The following is an 18458-nucleotide window of genomic DNA, read 5'->3' on the forward strand; positions in this document are numbered from 1 at the left end:
AAATGGATAGTAGGATGAGTTTGGTCGCATTGCAAGGAGAAAGTGTAATTGGCAGCCAAAAAATAATTTAAGTGCTTAGTCTGCGTTGTGCGGTTGTCTGGTTAATTTCCAACAAGCCAAATGAGTCGAGCCGTTCTTGGTAGCTGTCAGAATTTGAGAGCTGCTAGACTGGCCGCTATGGCAGTAGTTGTCGCTAAACCGTGGGAGGGCACCATGGCTAAGAAAAAATTCACTGGGCAGGTTTTATTAAACGGCGTGAATGAAGAGCCATCGCACTCGGAAGAACCGGCAGCGACACTCCCGCAGGGGGTTCATCCAGAGGGTTCAGTAAATGGGTGCTCCAGACGCTTGAGCGGGAGTTGGGATGAATACTTCGATTCCGAGGGTTGCAGTGATGACTTCTTGGAAAACCGGGACCAACCGGCCAAGCAGCGGGACTAATTATAGGTCCAGGGCGAACTGCAGCGCAGGCGTTGGATCCAATGGTTCTCTATGGTTGCTGGTGCCAGAAACGCTTGCAGGTGGGTAATGGTGGTTGCGTCATTGAGGTTTACCCGGGAGTGGGGGTGAGGTAAGTGCTCGTCCGGCCCCCTAGAGCTAGCCAGCCACTGGGGAGCGGACGACGGTGGGGCAGTCAGTGAATCGTCGTGGATGGATCCAGCTGGATGTGCGAGCCAGTGTCCAGGTCGAGAGTCGTGTAAAACCGGTGCGGCTCTTCTGCATTCCGGTACATGTCCAGGGTGATCCAGTCCTCGCCTCGTCGCATCTGGACGGTGAAGTGCATTTCCTCGCAGCCACCAAACTGGCGGGCGAGAGCGGTGGCGAGTTTTTGCGCTTGAGTCATGAATTCCATCAGTCAGTTCCTCTGGGTTAAAACCATACGTTCTTTTTGATATCGCCCAGCTGATCAGCTGCACTAACGGGCGGCGGGGATACCCGTGAGTTGGATCCGCCACCTGTTGTTCCATCACTATAGTTCTGTAGGTTGTAGCCGATGACGATCTCCGTGCCGTCTGCACAGCCTACTTTTACCTCGGCTTCACTCGACTTGAAGTTGTCGAGAGTCTCAGCCAGTGCGTTGGCTTGTCTGAGTAAGTCGGTGATCTGGTCGATGAGATACTTCATGGTTTCTCTGTCCTCTATTGTCAATCTGGTTGCGTAAGCCCTTATTGGAGGCCTATTTCGACGTTACCCTATTTCGTCGCTCTAGCAAGCAAATAGATTTTGGACGACAGTTATGCCCTGTATCGGCGGCAAATACAGATGGTTACGATGGTTTTCCGGGGAAAAGGCGTGAGGTGGTGTAGAATAGTCGGCTTTATCGATCTAACCAGATTGACTAAATTTTGATCGTTTCTGGGTTGGTGGGTAGGATGGTGGGTGTACGCAATTTTGGCTGGTAAGTTATTGATTTATAACATGGGGTGGTGCCCCCGGCAGGACTCGAACCTGCTACCTTCCCCTTAGGAGGGGGACGCTCTATCCAGATGAGCTACGGGGGCCTTTCGCTGGAAAGGCCGGTATAATAACGGGGTGATGCCTATCTCTCAAGGTGGGTGTCCGAATCCGGTGGTGTCATTCACTTTTTCTGCCTCGGAGCACCTAGTGTCCCGGTCGCCTGTTGTCAGCGTTGTTATTCCCGTCCTGAACGAATCCGTCTCCATTGTATCTGCCCTAGAGCGGCTTTTGCCCCTGCGTGCGGCTGGTGCCGAGGTGATTGTGGTGGATGGTGGCAGTGTCGACGATACCGTGGCCCTGGCGACGCCCCGGTGTGACCGGGTGGTGACATCCAGTGCGGGGCGGGCGGTGCAGATGAACCGGGGGGCGGCGATAGCGCGGGGGCAGGTGTTGTTGTTTCTCCACGCGGATACGGAACTGCCGGATGGCGCGGACCGGCTGCTGGCGGATTTTGCGGCCAATGATCGGCCATGGGGGCGTTTTGATGTGCGCCTGAGCGGGCGTCGCCCGTTGTTCCGGGTCATTGCCTTTATGATGAACGCCCGGTCCCGCATTACGGGTATTGCCACCGGTGACCAGGGCATTTTCGTCCACCGCACGGTGTTCGAGGATCTGGGGGGCTATCCGCCCATCCCCCTGATGGAGGATGTGGAGCTGTGCCGTCGACTCCGGCGAATGTCCCCGCCTTTCTGTATTCGTCCACCCGTGGTCACCGACAGTCGTCGCTGGGAGCGCCACGGCCCCTGGCGTACGATTTTCCTCATGTGGCGCCTGCGCTGGCGGTACTGGCGGGGTGCCGATCCGGCGGATCTGGCCCGTCAGTACCGGTCGGATGTCCGGCGCTCCACCAACCCGATAACCCATAAGGCGGATTCACCATGAGCCCGACGGTGCAGTTGTTCCAGTTTGCCAAATGGCCACACAAGGGCAGGGTGAAAACCCGCCTGGCCGTGACCCTGGGGGATGAGGGCGCCCTGCACGCCCACGTCACCCTGACCCTGACGGTGCTGGAGCAGTTGCGGCGGTGCGGCTACCCACTGGCGCTGGCCTGGGACAGCGACCTGGAAGAACCCCCGGCCGGGGCGGGGCCCATCCTGAATGCGGTGGCCGGCTACGGTGTCGGGCAGTTGATCCAGCAGGGGCGGGACCTGGGCGAGCGGATGACCCAGGCGCTGTCGCGAGGCCTGCAGGAGGCCGACAGGGCCATTGTGGTGGGCAGCGATTGCCCCTCCGTGGATGCGGATTACGTGGAACAGGCCATCGCGGCCCTGGAGGACGCGGATGTGGTCTTTGGCCCATCGGATGATGGCGGCTATGTGCTGATTGGCGCCTGTCGCACCACGGCGGATATGTTGCGGGAGGTGGCCTGGGGCAGCGAGACAGCCCTGGAGGAGAGTATTGCTGCCGTACGCAACGCGGGGCTCAGTGTCGCAATCCTGGCCCCGCGCTGGGATGTGGACGAGCCCGAGGACTGGGCCCGTTTCCTGTCCGAATTCGGTCAGTCGCCGACCGGTGGCTGATCCCGGAGGGTGCGGAGGACGTCGTCCGAGGCTTCCGCATCGGCGCTGGTGGTGACCAGCAGGCTGGCATCCCGTTCCTCCAGGACGGCATCGAAGGTTTCCAGCAGTTCGGCCCTGGTAACCTGCTCAACGGCGGTGGAGAGTCTTTCCCGGGTATCGAAGTCCGTGGCCTGCCGGTCGATTTCCCGCCAGTAGCGTTGGGACACATCCGTCAGGCGGCGGTCCTGTTCCATCAGGTTGCTGATGACGGCCTGCCGCTCCCGCTCCAGGGCGTCCTCCGGCATGTCTTCGATCTGTTTGCGGAAACTATCGGCAAATGCCTGCACGGCTTCATCAATGGTATCGGCACTGGCGTCCGGTGATTGCACCACCAGCCCGATGGCGGGCGTTTCCAGCATCTCGAACGGTGTTGCGTAGACCACATAGCCCAGTTGCCGGTTGGTGCGAATTTCCTCATAGAACGGGCTGCTGATCACCTGGGTCAGCAACCGGTAGCGGGCCCGCTCGTCAAACCCGGTGCTGCTGCCCTGGTTGTAGCGTACATAGCCGGTGTCCGGATGGGGCACCGGCAAGGTAACGGCCGTCTCTCCGGCGGGAAGGTCCCGTACCGCGCTGCGGTTGACGATGGCCGGTTGCGAATCGTGTAACAGCACGGCGTTGGCCTGCTGGGCGGTATTCAGTGTGAACGCCGGGGTGGCGTTACCATGGACCAGCATGACGGCGTCCAGATGGGCGGTGAATGCCTGGGCGAACTCCCGCAGGTCGTCCACGGTCAGCGATTCGACCGCCGACAGTTTCTCCTGGCTGGTCCAGGCTCCCTGGACCAGGGCATCCTGGACGAAGCCGGCGGCCTGAGCCACGGGCTTGTCCTGGAGGCTGTTGCGCAGGTCGTCCATCAACTGTTTCCGGGCGATGCGGAAACGCTGGTCGGTAATCTCCGGGTCGGACAGGGTGGCCATGATCCGGTTCATCAGTGTCGGCAGTCGGTCGTGGTAGCCCCCGGCCCGGACCGTCAGTCCGCGGAGGTGTGGATACACCCGGTAGTCCAGCCCGGCCACCTGGGCGGGATAGGCCCAGGGATTGAGCTGGACGGAGACGGTTTCCGCCAGCAGGCTGGTCAGCACCTGCCCCCTGGGAGAGGCCGTGGTCAGGGGCGATCGCAGGCTGAGGAAGATGTTGGCTTCCGGGCGGCCGAAGCGGGTATCCCGGGCGTACCAGACCTCCAGATCCTCCAGGGTAGCCAGTTTTTCCGGCTGTTCCATGGATTCACCGTCCACCATGGACAGGTCCTCAGGGATAAACGGGTTCTCGTTTGGCAGTGCCAGTTGGGCGGATAGTTGTGCCACCTGGTCGCCGCCAGCGGGCACCTGGATACCGGAGTCAAGCTGGTAGGGGGTGTCGTACCACCGGGTGCGGCTGGCGTCGCCGGGCAGCGCCTGGTTGCTCTGAACCACGATCAGCAGGTTGTCCGGGGTCAGGTGGCCGAGCAGGTCGCGGTACTGATCCGGTACATAGTCGGCCATTATCCACGGGGCCTGCAGCACATCCTCCGGGGCCACTTCCTGCATCTGCATGGAAAGCCGCATGGCCAGGTGAACCGGGTCCGGCCGCTGCTGGTAGCGGAAGTCGATCTCGGAGAGCTGCCGGTCCTCCTCGAACCGGAAGCGGTCAATGCCCTGGGTGCGGACCAGTTCGATATAGTCGAAGGTGAGGGCAACGATCTCATCCTGGTGTTCCATGCCTTCGTCGGTCAGGGCCATGGTCAGCTCCAGGCTGGACTCCTCACCGGTATCCGTACCGCCGCCGGCGGACAGGCTCTCAACCCAGCCGCGACGCTTGAGCACGTCCAGCAGGCTACCGGGGCCTTCATGCCCCAACAGGCTGGCGACGTAGTGGAGCGGCTTGGTCCGGTAGTGTTCCTGCTGGGACGGGATGGGGAAGATCAACCGAAGCCGGCGGATATCCTTGATGGTCTGCACCTGGAGTTTCGCCGGCAGCGTGTCCGGGGCGAACAGCGGCTGGGGGTATACCTTCTCCGCAAGGTTGCGGTTCTCGATGGCGCGGAAACGGGGGCGCACCATGGCCTCCAGTTCGTCCAGGGACTGGGGGCCGTAGACCGCCAGGGTCATCAGGTTGGCGGAGTACTGGTCCTTCCAGAACTCGATCAGGTCGTCCCGCAGTGGTCGCTCACCGGAATTGTCCAACGTCTCCAGGTTGCCCACGGAGAACTGGCTGAAGGGGTGTTCCGGGTTGCTGATGGCCTTGCGGACCGAGTAGTAGCGGCGGCCGTCGTCCTTGAGGGAGGCGCTGTATTCCGAGTGCACTGCGTTGCGCTCCCGGTCCACCAGTTCCGCCGTGAACAGCGGCGCGGAGAACTGCTGGGCAAATCTGTCCAGGGCCGGTTCCAGGTGGTCGGGCTGGATATCAAAGAAATAGTTGGTGTCCTGGAAGGCGGTGAAGGCGTTGTGGCTGCCGCCATGGCTGCTGATGAACTGCTGGTACTCCCCGGGGTTGGGGTACTTCTCGGTGCCCAGGAACAGCATGTGTTCCAGGAAGTGGGACAACCCGGCGCGGTCCTCCGGGTCATTGCCGCTGCCCACGGCCACATTGAGGGAGGCCGCCGCCTTGTCCGCGTCCGGGTCGGAGATCAGCAAGACCTCCAGGCCGTTGTCCAGGCTCAGGTAACGGTACTCGTTGGTATCCGCCGGGCTTTTCACCGGCTCGATGGCTGCCTGGGCCAGGGTGGCCATCCACAGCAGGGCGAACAGGGCGGTGGAGCGGGCAAGGCTCATCGTGGCGACGGGCATTATCCTCATTCAGTACATCCTTTACCGGGAATTAGGTGTTGGGGGTGGTCGACGGCTTAATGGACACGGCCCTGGCTGGCCGCATTCGGGTGCTGGTCCAGGGTGATGCGGGCCAGGGTGGCGGCGTCCTGGTTGTCCAGGTCACCGGAGGCGATACGTTCGAGCACCGATGCCATCACGGCAATGGCTTCCCGCTGCTCGGCGAACTCCGCCTGGAAGGCTTCGTCAATGGCCTGATAGACCGCCTGGATCTTCTCCTCACGGCTGCCGCTGTCGGTGGCGGTATCATTGATGGCCCGCAGGCAGGCACGTGCAATGGAAATGTAACGGTCAGCGTTGTCCTGGCTGGGCATTCAAGGGTCTCCTGGTTGGATCAGTCGCGTGTGGGCAGCAACGTCAATGCATTGGGACACGAATTATGACATCTGGTTCCCCGGCATGCATGGGGTGCCGGCGTCTATCTTCCCGGTGGTGGATCAAAGTCGATGCCATTTCCGTTTGAGGAATCAGCGGGATGGCATACAGTATGAGTAGGTATTCGAACGACAAAAACAACCCAAGGACGCAACCATCATGAACTATTTTCTGACCGGTGGTACCGGCTTTATCGGCCGTTTTCTGGTGGAGAAACTGCTGGCCAGGGGCGGCGACGTTCACCTGCTGGTGCGAAAGGAATCCCTCGACAAACTGGAAGCGCTGCGCGAGCGCTGGGGACCGGCCTCCGACCGGGTGCACGCGGTGGTCGGGGACCTGGGCAAGCCTGGCCTGGGGCTGGACGCCAAGACCCGCAAGGCTCTGGCGGGCAAGGTAGACCACTTCTTCCACCTGGCGGCGGTCTATGACATGGCCTCGGACGAGGCTACCCAGCAGCAGGCCAATGTGGAGGGCACGCGGCATGCCCTGGAGGCCGCCAGCGCCCTGGAGGCAGGCTGTTTCCACCACGTGTCCTCCATTGCCGCGGCGGGGCTGTTCAAGGGCACCTTCCGGGAGGACATGTTCGACGAGGCCACGAACCTGGACCACCCCTACCTGAGCAGCAAGCACGAATCCGAGGGCGTGGTACGGCAGGAATGCCAGCTGCCGTTCCGCATCTACCGTCCGGGCATGGTGGTGGGGCATTCCCGCACCGGCGAGATGGACAAGGTGGACGGCCCCTATTACTTCTTCAAGATGATCCAGAAGGTGCGCCGTACCCTGCCGGAATGGGTGCCCACCATTGGCGTGGAGGGTGGCCGGCTCAATATCGTGCCGGTGGACTACGTGGTGGACGCCCTGGACCATATTGCCCATCAGCCGGGAGAGGACGGCCTGTGTTTCCACCTGGTGGACCCGGAACCCTACAAGGTGGGGGAGATCCTCAACCTGTTCTGCGAGGCCGGTCATGCACCGCGCATGGCCATGCGGGTGGACTCACGGATGTTCGGGTTCGTGCCGCCGTTCATCCGCCAGTCCCTGAAGAACCTGCCACCGGTAAAGCGCCTGACTTCGGCGGTGCTGGAGGACCTGGGCATTCCGGAATCCGTGCTGTCGTTCATCAACTACCCGACCCGCTTTGACGACCGGGAATCCGAACGGGTCCTCAGGGGCAGCGGGATCGAGGTGCCCCGCCTGACGGACTACGCCACGGTGCTGTGGGACTACTGGGAACGGAACATGGACCCGGACCTGTTCCGGGACCGCAGCCTGCGGGGCGCGGTGGAAGGCAAGGTGTGTGTGATCACGGGGGCAACCTCGGGTATCGGGCTGTCCACGGCGCAACGACTGGCGGATGCCGGAGCGATACTGGTGATTGGCGCCCGCAAGCCGGAGCGGCTGAAGGAAGTGGCGGCGTCCCTGCGCGACCGGGGTGCCGAGGTCCATGCCTACCAGTGTGACTTCTCGGATATGGAAGCCTGTGATGGCTTCGTGACGCAGGTGCTGGAGGACCATGGCGTGGTGGATGTGCTGATCAACAATGCCGGTCGCTCCATCCGCCGGTCACTGGCGCTGTCCTTTGACCGGTTCCACGATTTCGAGCGCACCATGCAACTGAACTACTTTGGCGCCGTCCGCCTGATCATGGGGTTTGCGCCGGGGATGCTGAAACGTAAGCGCGGCCATGTGGTGAACATCTCGTCCATTGGTACCCTGACCAATGCGCCCCGGTTCTCCGCCTATGTGGCCTCCAAGTCGGCGCTGGATGCCTTCAGTCGTTGCGCGGCGGCGGAGTGGTCGGACCGCAATGTCACCTTCACCACCATTAACATGCCATTGGTGAAGACACCGATGATCGCGCCCACCAGGATCTACGACTCGGTTCCCACGCTGACCCCGGAAGAGGCGGCGGACATGGTGACCGAAGCCATCATCCAACGGCCCAAACGCATTGCCACCCGGCTGGGCGTCTTTGCCCAGGTTACCCATGCGGTGGCGCCGAAACTGGGGGAAATCGTCATGAACACCGGCTACCGCATGTTCCCGGATTCACCGGCGGCGTCCGGCAAGCGTGGTGACCAGCCCAGGGTGACCTCCGAGCAGATTGCGTTTGCCGCGCTGATGCGGGGTATCCACTGGTAGACGCCGGTCGGGAGCGCCGATCTGGAGGGCAGCCGGCGATCAGTCGCTGGCTGACTTCTCGGTATCGGGCTGTTCCACCCTGGATGTTTCCGGGGCTTCGGTTTCCGGCAATGGAAAGCCGCCCAGGGCCTTCCAGCGGTTGACGATGCCACAGAACAGGTCGGCGGTTTTCTCCGCGTCATAGGCGGCGGAGTGGGCTTCCTTGTTGCTGAACTCCAGCCCGGCCCGTTTGCAGGCTTCCGCCAGCACCGTGTGGCCGTAGGCCAGGCCCGCCAGGGTGGCGGTGTCGAAGGTGGAGAAGGGGTGGAAGGGATTGCGCTTGATGTCCGCCCGTTCCGCCGCCGCAAACACGAAGTTGTGGTCGAAGGTGGCGTTGTGGCCCACCAGCACCGCTCGCTTGCAGTCATGCTCCTTCACCGCCTTGCGGATGGGATTGAACACCGCCCGCAGGGCTTCCTTTTCGTCCTCCGCGTCCCGGTCTTCGGCCCAGGGGTCGATGCCGGTGAAATCCAGTGCGGACTGTTCCAGGTTGGCACCCGCGAAGGGTTTGACGTGCCGAGCAATGGTCTCGCCCCGCTGCAGCCAGCCGTCCTCGTCCATGGTGATCAGCACCGCCGCCACCTCCAGCAGGGCATCGGTGCGGGCATTGAAGCCGCCGGTTTCCACATCCACCACAACGGGCAGGAAGCCCCGGAAGCGTTGGGACATGGGGTGGGCTTTCACAGTGGCTTCGTCAGTCACAACATCTCCAGATCGGGATTGGGTAAAGGCTGAAATCAGGCCAGGCGCCAGCGCAGGGTTTCGCCGGCCCGCAGGGGAACAATGGCACCATCGGCCAGGGGGAGTCGTTCCGGTACGGTCCAGGGCTCCCGCTTCAGGGTGATGGTGTCGGTGTTACGGGGCAGACGGTAGAAATCCGGGCCGTTGAAGCTCGCAAAGGCTTCCAGCTTGTCCAGTACGCCCAGGTCCTCGAATATCTCCGCATACAGTTCGATGGCGGCAAAGGCAGAGTAGCACCCGGCACAGCCGCAGGCGGTTTCCTTCTTGCCCAGATCATGGGGCGCGGAATCGGTGCCCAGGAAGAATCGACGGTCACCGCTGACCACGGCATCCCGCAAGGCCTGCTGATGCACGTTGCGCTTGAGCACGGGCAGGCAGTACAGGTGCGGGCGGATGCCGCCTACCAGCAGGTGGTTACGGTTATACATCAGGTGCTGGGGCGTGATGGTGGCCGCCAGCCGGTCGCCATCGTGCTGTTTCACAAATTCGGCGGCATCACCGGTGGTGATGTGTTCCAGGACCACCCGCAGTGACGGGTGGCGTTCCATCACCGGGGCCAGCACCTGGTCGATAAAGGCCTTCTCCCGGTCGAAGATGTCCACATGGTCGTGGGTGACCTCGCCGTGGACCAGCAACAGCATGCCGCACTCGGCCATGGTGGCCAGTACGTCGTCAATTTCCTTGATATCCCGGACGCCGGAAGCCGAGTTGGTGGTGGCGCCAGCCGGGTACAGCTTGGCCGCCGGAATGCCGGCCTTATAGGCTTCACGAATCTGGTCCGGGGTCGTAGTACCGGTCAGATACAGGGTCATCAAGGGCTCGAAACCGGTATGGTCACCCCGGGCGGCCAGGATGCGGTCCCGGTAGGCCAGTGCCTGCTCTGCCGTGGTCACCGGCGGTACCAGGTTGGGCATGATAATGGCCCGGGCGAACCGCTGGGCGGTGGCAGGCACCACATCCGCCAGCACATCGCCATCCCGTACGTGCAGGTGCCAGTCGTCCGGTCGGGTGATGGTGATCTGATCGGTCATGGGGCCTGGGTCTCCGGTATCAGGGTTGCCTTCTGGAAAACGCCGCGAGTATACCAGAAGGTCAGGGCTAAAGAATCCGCGGTGGCCGCCGATAGCCTTTGCAGGTGCACCTTTATCAGATCTCCGGAAACGGCCATGGTCAGACACGATTGTTCAACAGACACACCAGGAAACAACAGGTTGCGGGGCCGCAAGACCCTGCTGGCCCTGCTTGTGGCCGGGGGACTGGCGGCCAGCCTGCCCGTCGGCGCCCGCAGCTTTGGCGCCGGGCTGGAGAACAGCGAATGGTACCTGACCGAATCCGTGTTCGACTGTACCCTGACCCATGACGTGCCCGGTTACGGTCGCGCGGTGTTCAGTCACCGGGCCGGCGAGGATCTGGGCTTCTACCTGGAGGCGGATCTGCCGCTGATGCGGCCGGGGCGTGGCCTGCTGGTGGTGGAGGCGCCGTCCTGGCGTCCGGGAGAGCCCACGCAGCGCCTGGGCTATGTCGATGTCAGCGACGACCGCAAGGTGGTGGAAGTGGGCCAGCGGGAAGCCATGGCCATGATGGAGGGGCTCCTGTCCGGTATGGCGCCCACCGTCACCCGCCAGGCCCGCTACCAGGGTGACCCGGTGCGTGTCCGGCTGTCCAACATCAACTTCCGTTCGGAATTCGACGGCTACCGGCGCTGCGTGACGGGGCTGCTGCCGGTCAACTACGACCAGATCCAGCGCTCCCGCATTCCCTTCGGTTCTGGCAGTACCTCGCTGTCGGACCGGGACCGGCAATTGCTGCGGAATATCGCCACCTATGTGGCGGCGGACCCCGCCATCACGCGGATGTTTGTGGATGGCCATTCCGACAGTATGGGTAGCCGTATCCAGAACCGTGCGTTGTCCGAGGAGCGGGCCCAGGTGGTGGCGGATTACCTGATTGAAGTCGGGGTGCCCGAAGACCTGATCGTGATCCGCTCCCACGCGGACCAGTACCCGGTTTCGGGCAATCCGGCGGATAACCGGCGAACCAATATCCGCCTGGAGCGGGAAGGGGACAGCCAGGGCGTGCAGCGGGCGGACAGCGATGCCTTTGGTGGGGCCAGCGGCTAGCGCCCTGCGCGCACCAGTTCGCCGACGTGGGCACCAACACTCTCGGCCAGCGCCCTGAGGTGGTAGCCTCCCTCCAGGGTGGAGATCAGCCGGTCGTTGGCGTACTCACTGGCCAGTCCGGTCAGCATCTCCGTCAGCCAGAGGTAGTCCCCGGTTTCCAGGTTCATTTCTGCCATTGGGTCCATACGGTGGCCGTCGAAGCCGGCGGACACCAGGATCAGTTGCGGCTCGAACGCCTCCAGCCGTTTTAGCCAGCCGTCCTTTACCAGATCCCGGTACTCCTGACCTCCGCATCCGGCGGGAACCGGTACGTTGACGATATTCTCAGGCAGCCGGTAGACATGGGAGTGGGGGTAGAAGGGGTGCTGGAAGCTGGAGCACATCAGGATGCGATTGTCCCCCTGCACGATATCCACGGTGCCATTGCCCTGGTGGACGTCGAAATCCACGATCGCCACCCGTTCCAGGTGGTGGAACGTCAGCGCCCGCATGGCCGCCAGGGCGATGTTGTTGTAGAAGCAGAAACCCATGGACTTGGCGCGCTCGGCGTGGTGTCCTGGCGGTCGGGCGCAGACAAAGGCGTTGGTCACCTGACTGCTGAGCACCATATCCACCGCCTCGATATTTGCCCCTGCCGCCAGCCGTGCAGCCCGCAGGGTATCGGGCATCAGCGCGGTATCCGGGTCGGTGAAGACCCGCCCCTTGGTGGGCTGCATCAGGTCCAGCTGGTGCAGGTATTTCTCGGGGTGCACCATCATCAACTGGTCACGGGTGGCCTCATCGGGCCGGACCCAGTCCAGCTCCTGGTCCAGGCCCGTATCCTCCAGGTAACTGATGATGCGGCTGAGGCGCTCCGGGCATTCCGGATGCTCTGCGCCCATGTTGTGTTTGGCGCAGTCGTCATGTGAGAAAAACGCGGTAGTCATGTATCGATAGGGTCCTGACGGCGCTGGACTTGGTGTTGTTAAAACTTGGAGTTGTTAAAGCAATGGTAACAGGGATCGTTGACCTTCGCTGTGTTTCTTTGGTCGTACGAATCCGGATGAGGAATTCGTTTTACATCAAGGATGCAGGGCCTAAGATAGGCAATACCCATGACATGAATGGTCGAAGGAGATTGCATTTTGGGCACCCGTTACCTGGAAAGCCTGTTCAACCCGTCGTCAATCGTGGTGGTCGGCGCCTCGGAGCGTGCCGATAACCTGGGGGGCATGGTGCTTCGCAACCTGCTGGGCGGTGGCTATCCGGGCCGTATGCTGGTGATCAATCAGAACGGCTATGAGTCGGTGCACGGGGTGCCCTGCGTGTCGGGGGTGTCGAAGATGGACTTCAGCCCGGAACTGGCCATCGTCTGTACGCCGCCGGACACGGTGCCCAAGGTGGTGCGACGATTGGGCAAGGCCGGAGTCCGCACCGCCATGGTGATGACCGGTGGTATGTCCCGGGCCCACTCCCAGACCGGTCAGCCGCTGATGTATTCCGTGGGGGATGCGGCCCGGGAGACGGGTATCCGTGTACTGGGGCCCAACACCATTGGCCTCATGGTGCCGGCCCGTAGCCTGAATGCCACCTACGCCCACATGGGCGCCCTGCCGGGCAAGGTGGCGTTCGTGGGACAGTCGGGCAGCGTGGCCAGCTCGGTGATCGACTGGGCCTTTGCCCGGGGCGTGGGCTTCTCCTACTTCCTGACCCTGGGCGATTCCATGGACATCGATCACGACGACCTGATCGATTACCTGGCCCAGGACTCCCAGACCCGCGCTATCCTGCTGCATATCGAGAACATCCCCAACCCCCGGCGGTTCATGTCGGCGGTACGGGTGGCCGCCCGTACCAAGCCGGTGATTGCCGTGAAGAGCGGCCGGGTGCCGGAATCCGAGTGGATTCGCCATGAGTTGCCCGCTGGCCTGCACCGGGCCGATCCTATCTACGACGCCATGCTGCAACGGGCCGGTGTACTGCGGGTGGATGGCCTGGGGCAGATGTTCGACGCCCTGGAAACCCTCTCCCGCATGCGCCCCCTGAAGCGGGAGTCCCTGGCCATCATGGCCAACGGGGTGGGGCCCGGCGTACTGGCGGTGGACCGGCTGGCGGCCCTGGGGGGAGAGCTTGGCACCTTGTCTGACCAGTCCATCGACGCCCTGGCGAAAATCCTGCCGCCATACTGGACCCGCAAGAACCCCATCGACCTGAACTACGATGCCTCACCGGACCTGTACGCCAAGGCGATCCGGATCCTGGCCAAGGATCCTGAGGTCCATAACGTACTGATCATGTATTCCCCCAGTCTGACCGAGGACAGCCTGCAGATTGCCGATGCCGTGGTGCAGGCGGTCAAGGGTACGCGGCTGAATGTATTCACCTGCTGGCTGGGCCAGAGCACGGTGATGGATGCCCGGGACGAGTTCTACCGGGCCGGCGTGCCGTCGTTCTTCTCGCCGGAAAAGGCGGTCATGGCCTTCATGCAGCACGTGAACCACCAGCGTGTGCAACGGCTGTTGCAGGAAACCCCGGAGTCCTTCACCGACCACTTCGCCGACCATGCCAACACCCGTCGGATCATCGTCAACGCCCGGCGACAGGGCCGCAACCACCTGGCCAACCGGGAAGCCAGGGACATCCTCAATGACTACGGCATCAACACGGTGCCCACGGTGTATTGCGACGATGTGGAGGAAGTCGTCGAGGCCTTCGCCGTCGAACGTCGCCCCATCGACGTCACCCTGATGCACCAGCGTGCCTGCCACCCGTTCATGGAATACCAATCAGGCCAGGGCCGCTACCGGTCAACGGTGCACAGCCTGACCAACGAGGACGACATCATCGACGCCTGCCGGCAGTTGATGGAGGACTACCAGAAGTACTTCCCGGACAGCGGATTCCTGGGTTTTGCGGTGCAGCGGTCCTATACCCACATCGACGGCATTGCCTTCAGCGTCGGCATAACCCGGGACCCGCTGTTCGGCCCGCTGGTGGTGTGTGGTGCCGCTGGCGCCCAGATCAACGTGATGACTGACCGCCAGATTGCCCTGCCGCCCCTGAACATGGTGCTGGCGCGGGAGGTACTGCGGCGAACCTACATGTTCCGGCTGCTGGAGGAATTCAGCACCCAGCCGGAACGGGATATCCGCGCCATCTGCGAGGTACTGATCACCCTGTCGCAGATCGTTATCGACCTGCCGGAAATCCGGGGCCTGGAGATCTCGCCGCTGCTGTTCGACAGCAATCGCATCATGGCGGTGGACGTGGCCATCGACCTGGCGGACAAACCGGGTAAGCCGATCATCCAGCCCTATCCCCGGGAACTGGAGGAATGGGTGGTTCTGCCCAAATCCGGCCGCCGGGTCATCATCCGCCCGGTCCTGGCCGAGGACGAGCCGGCCCACCGGGCCTTCCACGAACTCCAGTCGCCGGAGTCCATCCGCTATCGGTTCTTCCAGTTCCGCAAGCACTTCTCCCGGGAAGACGTGGCCCAGATGGTGCAGATCGACTATGACCGGGAGATGGTGTTCATTGCCAACGCCCCGAGGGAAGACGGGGAAGGGGAGGAAACCCTGGGCACGGTCCGGGTCTGGACGGATGCGGACAACCTGCGCTGCGAGTTTGCGGTGATGGTGCACGACAAGATGAAGGGCGAGGGGTTGGGTGTGGCCCTGATGCAGAAGATGATCGACTATTGCCGGTCCCGGGGCACCATGGAGATGGTGGGCAATGTGCTACCGGAGAACCGCCCGATGCTGCAACTTGCCGAGCACCTGGGTTTCCAGATCCAGTACAACCGGGAAGAGGAAGTGATGGATTTGCGGTTGGTGCTGAATGAGCCTGAGAAGGACTGGCAGCGGGAGCGGTTGGCTAAGGCTCACCACTGATTCTTACTTTGCTTTGATGCCACTTTGGGTGCTGGTGCGCGGGCGGACAGGCCTTTTCGGGACACGCCGTGAATCCATCCCTGGAGGCTCTTCAAAAACGTCCCTGTTTTTGAAGGTCCCGGAACAAGCTACCTGCCTACGCCCAGTCCCCGAAGCTAAAAGCTATTCCTGTTCAACAATGGCAGAACGGTCTTCGCCCCCAAGGGCCTCCAGCAACCCGGGAATCAACCGGGCCAGCTCCAGAGTCATCAGCGAAAAAGCCGCATCAAACTTGGCCGCGGAGTCATCGGAATCTACCTCGTCCAGCTTTTCCTGCAGAGTCTCACCAAACTTCAGCCGGCGAATACCAAACTCCTCATCCAGCACGAACGACACATTCTCATCCCAGGTCAGGGACAGCTTCGTCACCTGCATGCCCGTCTCCAGATGGTTCTGGATCTCATCAGCCCGCAGATCCAGCCCCTTGCAGCGAACCACGCCGCCATCTTCCGACGGATCCTTCAGCTCACACTCCGTACCCAACTCAATGGAGCCGGGCAGATCAATGGACTCATTCAGCCAGCCGGTAAAGGTGAACGCAGGCGCCTGCTCCAGGGCCGGCGGGCGAACCGGCAGAGAGCCCAGGCTCTGGCGCAGGGCCGATGCCAGATCCTCCGCCTGCTTGGCTGAGCCAGCATCCACCACCAGCACACCATCGGCCGGGGCCAGGTAGGCGTAGCCGCGGCGATTGCGGGAGAAAGCGCGGGGCAGCATCTCCAGCATTACCTCTTCCTTCAGCTCATCCTTCTCCTTCTTGCGGAGCTTGCGACCCTGCTCTTGCTCGATGGCTTCCGCCTTCTCCTCCACCAGTTCCTTCACCACAGGACCGGGCAACAGCTTTTCCTCCTTGCGCAGGGCCACCAGGTGATAGCCACCAGCGCTGTGTACCAGCATCTCGCTGTTCTTGCCCAGGGGTGAAACCCAGCCGTGGCGGGTTGTTTCCTGGGGACCACAGGGTTTGAAGGCGTCTGCGGCCAGTTTTTCTTCCAGTTCTTCCGGGGTGATATCAAACGGCTTGGTAAATCGGAATACGCGGGCATTGCGAAACCACATGGAGTCGGATCCTTGCGTTGTTTTTCAGGGTTGTCGGGGATGTCGGGCGGGGTAGCGGCCAGGGGTCAGATCTGCATCACCTCGACCAGAACGGTCTTGATGATAAAGCCCAGCACGCCGGCGCCCAGCACGGTAAAGAGCGCAATGGTACCAAAACGGCCCGCCTTCGACTTCTTTGCCAGGTCCCACACGATAAAGCCCATCCAGACAATCAGTGCGGTCAGGCAGACGTAGAGGGCGAGTTCAGAGAAGAGTGCTTCGTTCATGCAACGCTCCGTTGGAGTTCAGTTCAACAAGTCATGCCCGTAGCCCTGGCGAATGGCCAGGGACGGGTAGGGTGCGGAACGGCGGCGTTGTTGTTGGAGGAGTTCCGGAGCAGGCCCGGGGGGCTGGCTCGGTGGGCTCCCGGGGTTATTGCTCGTCGCGCAGGAATGTCCAGTTATCGCGGGAGGATTGCTCCTCGCTGAAACGATAGCCGGCCAGGTCGAAGCCTTTCAGGTCATCGGCCTGGGTGATGCCATTGGTGATGGCGTAACGGGCCATCAGGCCTCGGGCCTTCTTGGCGTAGAAACTGATCATCTTATACTGCCCGTTTTTCCAGTCCTTGAATTGCGGCGTGATGAGTCGGGCCTTGAGTTGCTTCTTTCGCACGCTCTTGAAGTATTCGTTGGACGCCAGGTTCACCAGTACACCATCGTCCGCCTCCAGCTCCCGGTTCAGGGCATCGGTAATGGTGTCGCCCCAGAACTCGTAGAGATCCTTGCCCCGTTTGTTCTCAAACCTGGTGCCCATCTCCAGCCGGTAGGGCTGCATCAGGTCCAGAGGGCGCAGGATGCCGTAGAGCCCGGACAGGATACGCAGGCGCTTCTGGGCCACCTCGAACTCACTGTCACTGAAGTCTTGGGCTGCCAGTCCGGTGTAGACATCGCCATTGAAGGCCAATACGGCCGGGCGGGCATTCTCCGGGGTGAACGGCGTATACCACTGCCGGTAGCGCTCGGCGTTAAGCTGGCCCAGCTTGTCGCTGATGCCCATCAGGTTGCTGACCTGATGGGGTTCCAGCTCCTTGAGCTGGTCAATCAGTTCACAGGCATCGTCCAGGAACATCGGCTGGGTGTACTTATCTGTAGGCAGCGGGCTTTCGTAGTCCAGGTTCTTGGCAGGGGATACAACCATTAGCATGACAGCAAAATCCTCAATGCAGTTGGCCTGATGACGTCGTCTTCGATGACGGGCCCAGAAAATCCAGCAGGTCGTCTCGGGTAAAGGGCCAGCCCAGCTCGGCCCCGGTGTCCTCCCGGCGCAGCACCGGTATGCGGGTACCGTAGCGCTCCACCAGCTCCTCGGAAGAGGCAATATCCACCGCTTCCACTGGAATCGGTTCCGGCATCGGTGTGTGTACCAGCAGGTTTTCCGCCAGCTCGCATAAATGGCACTGGCTGGTGGTGAAGAACGTCAGTTGCATTACTTCTTCACCTGGGCATCCAGTTGCTGACCATTAACGCCCTTGCTGTCCGGTCCCATCAGGTAGAGGTAGCTGGGCATCAGGTCTTCTGGTGTCGGATTGCCCATGGGGTCTTCCGCCGGGTAGGCATGGGCACGCATGTTGGTGCGGGTGGCCCCGGGGTTCAGGCTGTTGACGCGGACATTGTGGCGGTCGTCGTCCAGCTCATCGGCCAGCATCTGGCTGAGCCCTTCCAGGGCGAACTTGGAGACCGCGTAGGCTCCCCAGTAGGCCTTGGCCTTACGGCCCACCCCGGAGGAGGTGAAGATGACCGAGGCGTCGTCAGACAGCCGCAACAGCGGGATAAGGGCCCGGGTCAACAGGAACGGTGCGGTGGTATTGACGTGCAGCACCTTGTTCCAGGTTTCCGGATCGTAGAGTTCGATGGGGCTGCGGCTGCCGAGGATGCCGGCATTATGGAGCAGACCGTCAAGGCGACCGAAGTTGTCCTCGATGGTCATGGCCATTTCCTCGTAGTCCTTGACTGCCGCGCCTTCCAGGTTGAGCGGTACGATCGCGGGCTGGGGATGGCCGGCGGCCTCGATCTCGTCGTAGACGGACTCCAGCTTGGAAATCGTGCGCCCCAGCAGGATCACGGTGGCACCGTGGGCGGCGTAGGTCCTGGCGGCCACCCGGCCGATGCCGTCACCCGCTCCGGTGACCATGATGATGCGATCCTTCAGCAGGCCTTCCGGGGCCTGGTAGCTGTGCATGGGGTTGTCCGACATAGGCGGCATGCTCCTGCTCGGTGT

17 protein-coding genes and 1 tRNA gene are annotated in these 18458 nt (G+C 62.1%); 5 read left to right on the forward strand and 13 right to left on the reverse strand.

From position 1 onward, the window contains the following. Positions 1–634 precede the first annotated feature (634 nt). From ACJO2E_RS04710 to ACJO2E_RS04720, 3 genes are all read right to left on the reverse strand, one after another. Positions 635–853, reverse strand: coding sequence for a hypothetical protein (locus tag ACJO2E_RS04710; protein WP_406962303.1), 219 nt, complete (start codon positions 851–853; stop codon positions 635–637). Positions 854–870: 17 nt separating this feature from the next. Beyond that, positions 871–1125: a hypothetical protein gene (locus ACJO2E_RS04715; protein ID WP_406962305.1), complete on the reverse strand. Its 255-nt coding sequence runs from the start codon at positions 1123–1125 to the stop codon at positions 871–873. A gap of 300 nt (positions 1126–1425) precedes the next feature. Then, positions 1426–1502 (reverse strand) — tRNA-Arg (locus ACJO2E_RS04720). A 103-nt stretch (positions 1503–1605) separates the two neighbouring features. Here ACJO2E_RS04720 and ACJO2E_RS04725 point away from each other — a divergent pair. Further along, complete coding sequence (locus ACJO2E_RS04725; RefSeq protein WP_406962307.1) at positions 1606–2340, forward strand: TIGR04283 family arsenosugar biosynthesis glycosyltransferase; 735 nt, start codon at positions 1606–1608, stop codon at positions 2338–2340. Beyond that, positions 2337–2978: a TIGR04282 family arsenosugar biosynthesis glycosyltransferase gene (locus ACJO2E_RS04730; protein WP_406962309.1), complete on the forward strand. Its 642-nt coding sequence runs from the start codon at positions 2337–2339 to the stop codon at positions 2976–2978. Before ACJO2E_RS04725 ends, ACJO2E_RS04730 begins: the two co-directional genes overlap by 4 nt. Here ACJO2E_RS04730 and ACJO2E_RS04735 read toward each other — a convergent pair. Continuing rightward, positions 2957–5794, reverse strand: coding sequence for an insulinase family protein (locus ACJO2E_RS04735; protein ID WP_406962311.1), 2838 nt, complete (start codon positions 5792–5794; stop codon positions 2957–2959). The two genes, ACJO2E_RS04730 and ACJO2E_RS04735, sit on opposite strands and share 22 nt — an antisense overlap. A 47-nt stretch (positions 5795–5841) precedes the next feature. Then, the gene (locus tag ACJO2E_RS04740; RefSeq protein ID WP_406962313.1) at positions 5842–6138 is read right to left on the reverse strand and encodes a hypothetical protein; all 297 of its coding nucleotides are present in this window, start codon (positions 6136–6138) and stop codon (positions 5842–5844) included. Between the two features lie 220 nt (positions 6139–6358). Between ACJO2E_RS04740 and ACJO2E_RS04745 the strand changes: the two genes are divergently transcribed. Continuing rightward, positions 6359–8341: an SDR family oxidoreductase gene (locus ACJO2E_RS04745; protein WP_406962315.1), complete on the forward strand. Its 1983-nt coding sequence runs from the start codon at positions 6359–6361 to the stop codon at positions 8339–8341. A 39-nt stretch (positions 8342–8380) separates the two neighbouring features. On the opposite strand, the gene rnt is transcribed toward ACJO2E_RS04745, so the two are convergent. Beyond that, positions 8381–9049, reverse strand: coding sequence for a ribonuclease T (rnt, locus tag ACJO2E_RS04750; protein ID WP_406962382.1), 669 nt, complete (start codon positions 9047–9049; stop codon positions 8381–8383). 68 nt (positions 9050–9117) lie between these two features. Continuing rightward, a complete protein-coding gene (gene pyrC, locus ACJO2E_RS04755) occupies positions 9118–10152 on the reverse strand; it encodes a dihydroorotase (protein WP_406962317.1) in 1035 nt (344 codons plus the stop codon). Positions 10153–10287: 135 nt separating this feature from the next. Here pyrC and ACJO2E_RS04760 point away from each other — a divergent pair, with 135 nt between their 5' ends. Then, positions 10288–11241: a flagellar protein MotY gene (locus ACJO2E_RS04760; RefSeq protein ID WP_406962319.1), complete on the forward strand. Its 954-nt coding sequence runs from the start codon at positions 10288–10290 to the stop codon at positions 11239–11241. On the opposite strand, the gene ACJO2E_RS04765 is transcribed toward ACJO2E_RS04760, so the two are convergent. Beyond that, positions 11238–12167 (reverse strand): histone deacetylase family protein, encoded by a 930-nt coding sequence (locus ACJO2E_RS04765; RefSeq protein ID WP_406962320.1) that lies wholly within the window; start codon positions 12165–12167, stop codon positions 11238–11240. The genes ACJO2E_RS04760 and ACJO2E_RS04765 overlap by 4 nt on opposite strands. A 198-nt stretch (positions 12168–12365) precedes the next feature. On the opposite strand from ACJO2E_RS04765, the gene ACJO2E_RS04770 reads away from it, so the two are divergent. Further along, positions 12366–15110 carry a bifunctional acetate--CoA ligase family protein/GNAT family N-acetyltransferase gene (locus tag ACJO2E_RS04770; RefSeq protein ID WP_406962322.1) on the forward strand — a complete coding sequence of 915 codons (2745 nt, stop codon included), beginning with the start codon at positions 12366–12368 and terminating at the stop codon, positions 15108–15110. Between the two features lie 162 nt (positions 15111–15272). Here the strand turns inward: ACJO2E_RS04770 and rdgC are convergent, their stop codons facing one another. The 5 genes from rdgC to ACJO2E_RS04795 all read right to left on the reverse strand — a co-directional run bounded on the left by rdgC (position 15273) and on the right by ACJO2E_RS04795 (position 18419). Continuing rightward, positions 15273–16202 carry a recombination-associated protein RdgC gene (gene rdgC / locus ACJO2E_RS04775; RefSeq protein ID WP_406962324.1) on the reverse strand — a complete coding sequence of 310 codons (930 nt, stop codon included), beginning with the start codon at positions 16200–16202 and terminating at the stop codon, positions 15273–15275. A gap of 65 nt (positions 16203–16267) precedes the next feature. Then, positions 16268–16468 carry a DUF2788 domain-containing protein gene (locus ACJO2E_RS04780; protein ID WP_328184413.1) on the reverse strand — a complete coding sequence of 67 codons (201 nt, stop codon included), beginning with the start codon at positions 16466–16468 and terminating at the stop codon, positions 16268–16270. 145 nt (positions 16469–16613) lie between these two features. Next, positions 16614–17384 carry a peroxide stress protein YaaA gene (gene yaaA, locus ACJO2E_RS04785; RefSeq protein ID WP_406962326.1) on the reverse strand — a complete coding sequence of 257 codons (771 nt, stop codon included), beginning with the start codon at positions 17382–17384 and terminating at the stop codon, positions 16614–16616. 13 nt (positions 17385–17397) lie between these two features. Beyond that, complete coding sequence (locus ACJO2E_RS04790; RefSeq protein WP_406962328.1) at positions 17398–17667, reverse strand: glutaredoxin family protein; 270 nt, start codon at positions 17665–17667, stop codon at positions 17398–17400. Then, the gene (locus ACJO2E_RS04795) at positions 17667–18419 is read right to left on the reverse strand and encodes a YciK family oxidoreductase (protein ID WP_406962384.1); all 753 of its coding nucleotides are present in this window, start codon (positions 18417–18419) and stop codon (positions 17667–17669) included. Before ACJO2E_RS04795 ends, ACJO2E_RS04790 begins: the two co-directional genes overlap by 1 nt. Between the last annotated feature and the right edge of the window lie 39 nt (positions 18420–18458).

This window comes from Marinobacter shunpengi (assembly GCF_045449695.1).
Classification (GTDB): Bacteria; Pseudomonadota; Gammaproteobacteria; order Pseudomonadales; family Oleiphilaceae; genus Marinobacter.

Bases quoted from the DNA above. Each gene is read 5' to 3' on its own strand.
- rnt (WP_406962382.1), bottom strand. From the start codon at position 9,049: ATGTCCCAACGCTTCCGGGGCTTCCTGCCCGTTGTGGTGGATGTGGAA.
- ACJO2E_RS04710 (WP_406962303.1), bottom strand. From the start codon at position 853: ATGGAATTCATGACTCAAGCGCAAAAACTCGCCACCGCTCTCGCCCGC.
- ACJO2E_RS04765 (WP_406962320.1), bottom strand. From the start codon at position 12,167: ATGACTACCGCGTTTTTCTCACATGACGACTGCGCCAAACACAACATG.
- ACJO2E_RS04715 (WP_406962305.1), bottom strand. From the start codon at position 1,125: ATGAAGTATCTCATCGACCAGATCACCGACTTACTCAGACAAGCCAAC.
- ACJO2E_RS04740 (WP_406962313.1), bottom strand. From the start codon at position 6,138: ATGCCCAGCCAGGACAACGCTGACCGTTACATTTCCATTGCACGTGCC.
- ACJO2E_RS04735 (WP_406962311.1), bottom strand. From the start codon at position 5,794: ATGAGGATAATGCCCGTCGCCACGATGAGCCTTGCCCGCTCCACCGCC.
- ACJO2E_RS04730 (WP_406962309.1), top strand. From the start codon at position 2,337: ATGAGCCCGACGGTGCAGTTGTTCCAGTTTGCCAAATGGCCACACAAG.
- ACJO2E_RS04780 (WP_328184413.1), bottom strand. From the start codon at position 16,468: ATGAACGAAGCACTCTTCTCTGAACTCGCCCTCTACGTCTGCCTGACC.
- rdgC (WP_406962324.1), bottom strand. From the start codon at position 16,202: ATGTGGTTTCGCAATGCCCGCGTATTCCGATTTACCAAGCCGTTTGAT.
- pyrC (WP_406962317.1), bottom strand. From the start codon at position 10,152: ATGACCGATCAGATCACCATCACCCGACCGGACGACTGGCACCTGCAC.
- ACJO2E_RS04760 (WP_406962319.1), top strand. From the start codon at position 10,288: ATGGTCAGACACGATTGTTCAACAGACACACCAGGAAACAACAGGTTG.
- yaaA (WP_406962326.1), bottom strand. From the start codon at position 17,384: ATGCTAATGGTTGTATCCCCTGCCAAGAACCTGGACTACGAAAGCCCG.
- ACJO2E_RS04745 (WP_406962315.1), top strand. From the start codon at position 6,359: ATGAACTATTTTCTGACCGGTGGTACCGGCTTTATCGGCCGTTTTCTG.
- ACJO2E_RS04795 (WP_406962384.1), bottom strand. From the start codon at position 18,419: ATGCACAGCTACCAGGCCCCGGAAGGCCTGCTGAAGGATCGCATCATC.
- ACJO2E_RS04790 (WP_406962328.1), bottom strand. From the start codon at position 17,667: ATGCAACTGACGTTCTTCACCACCAGCCAGTGCCATTTATGCGAGCTG.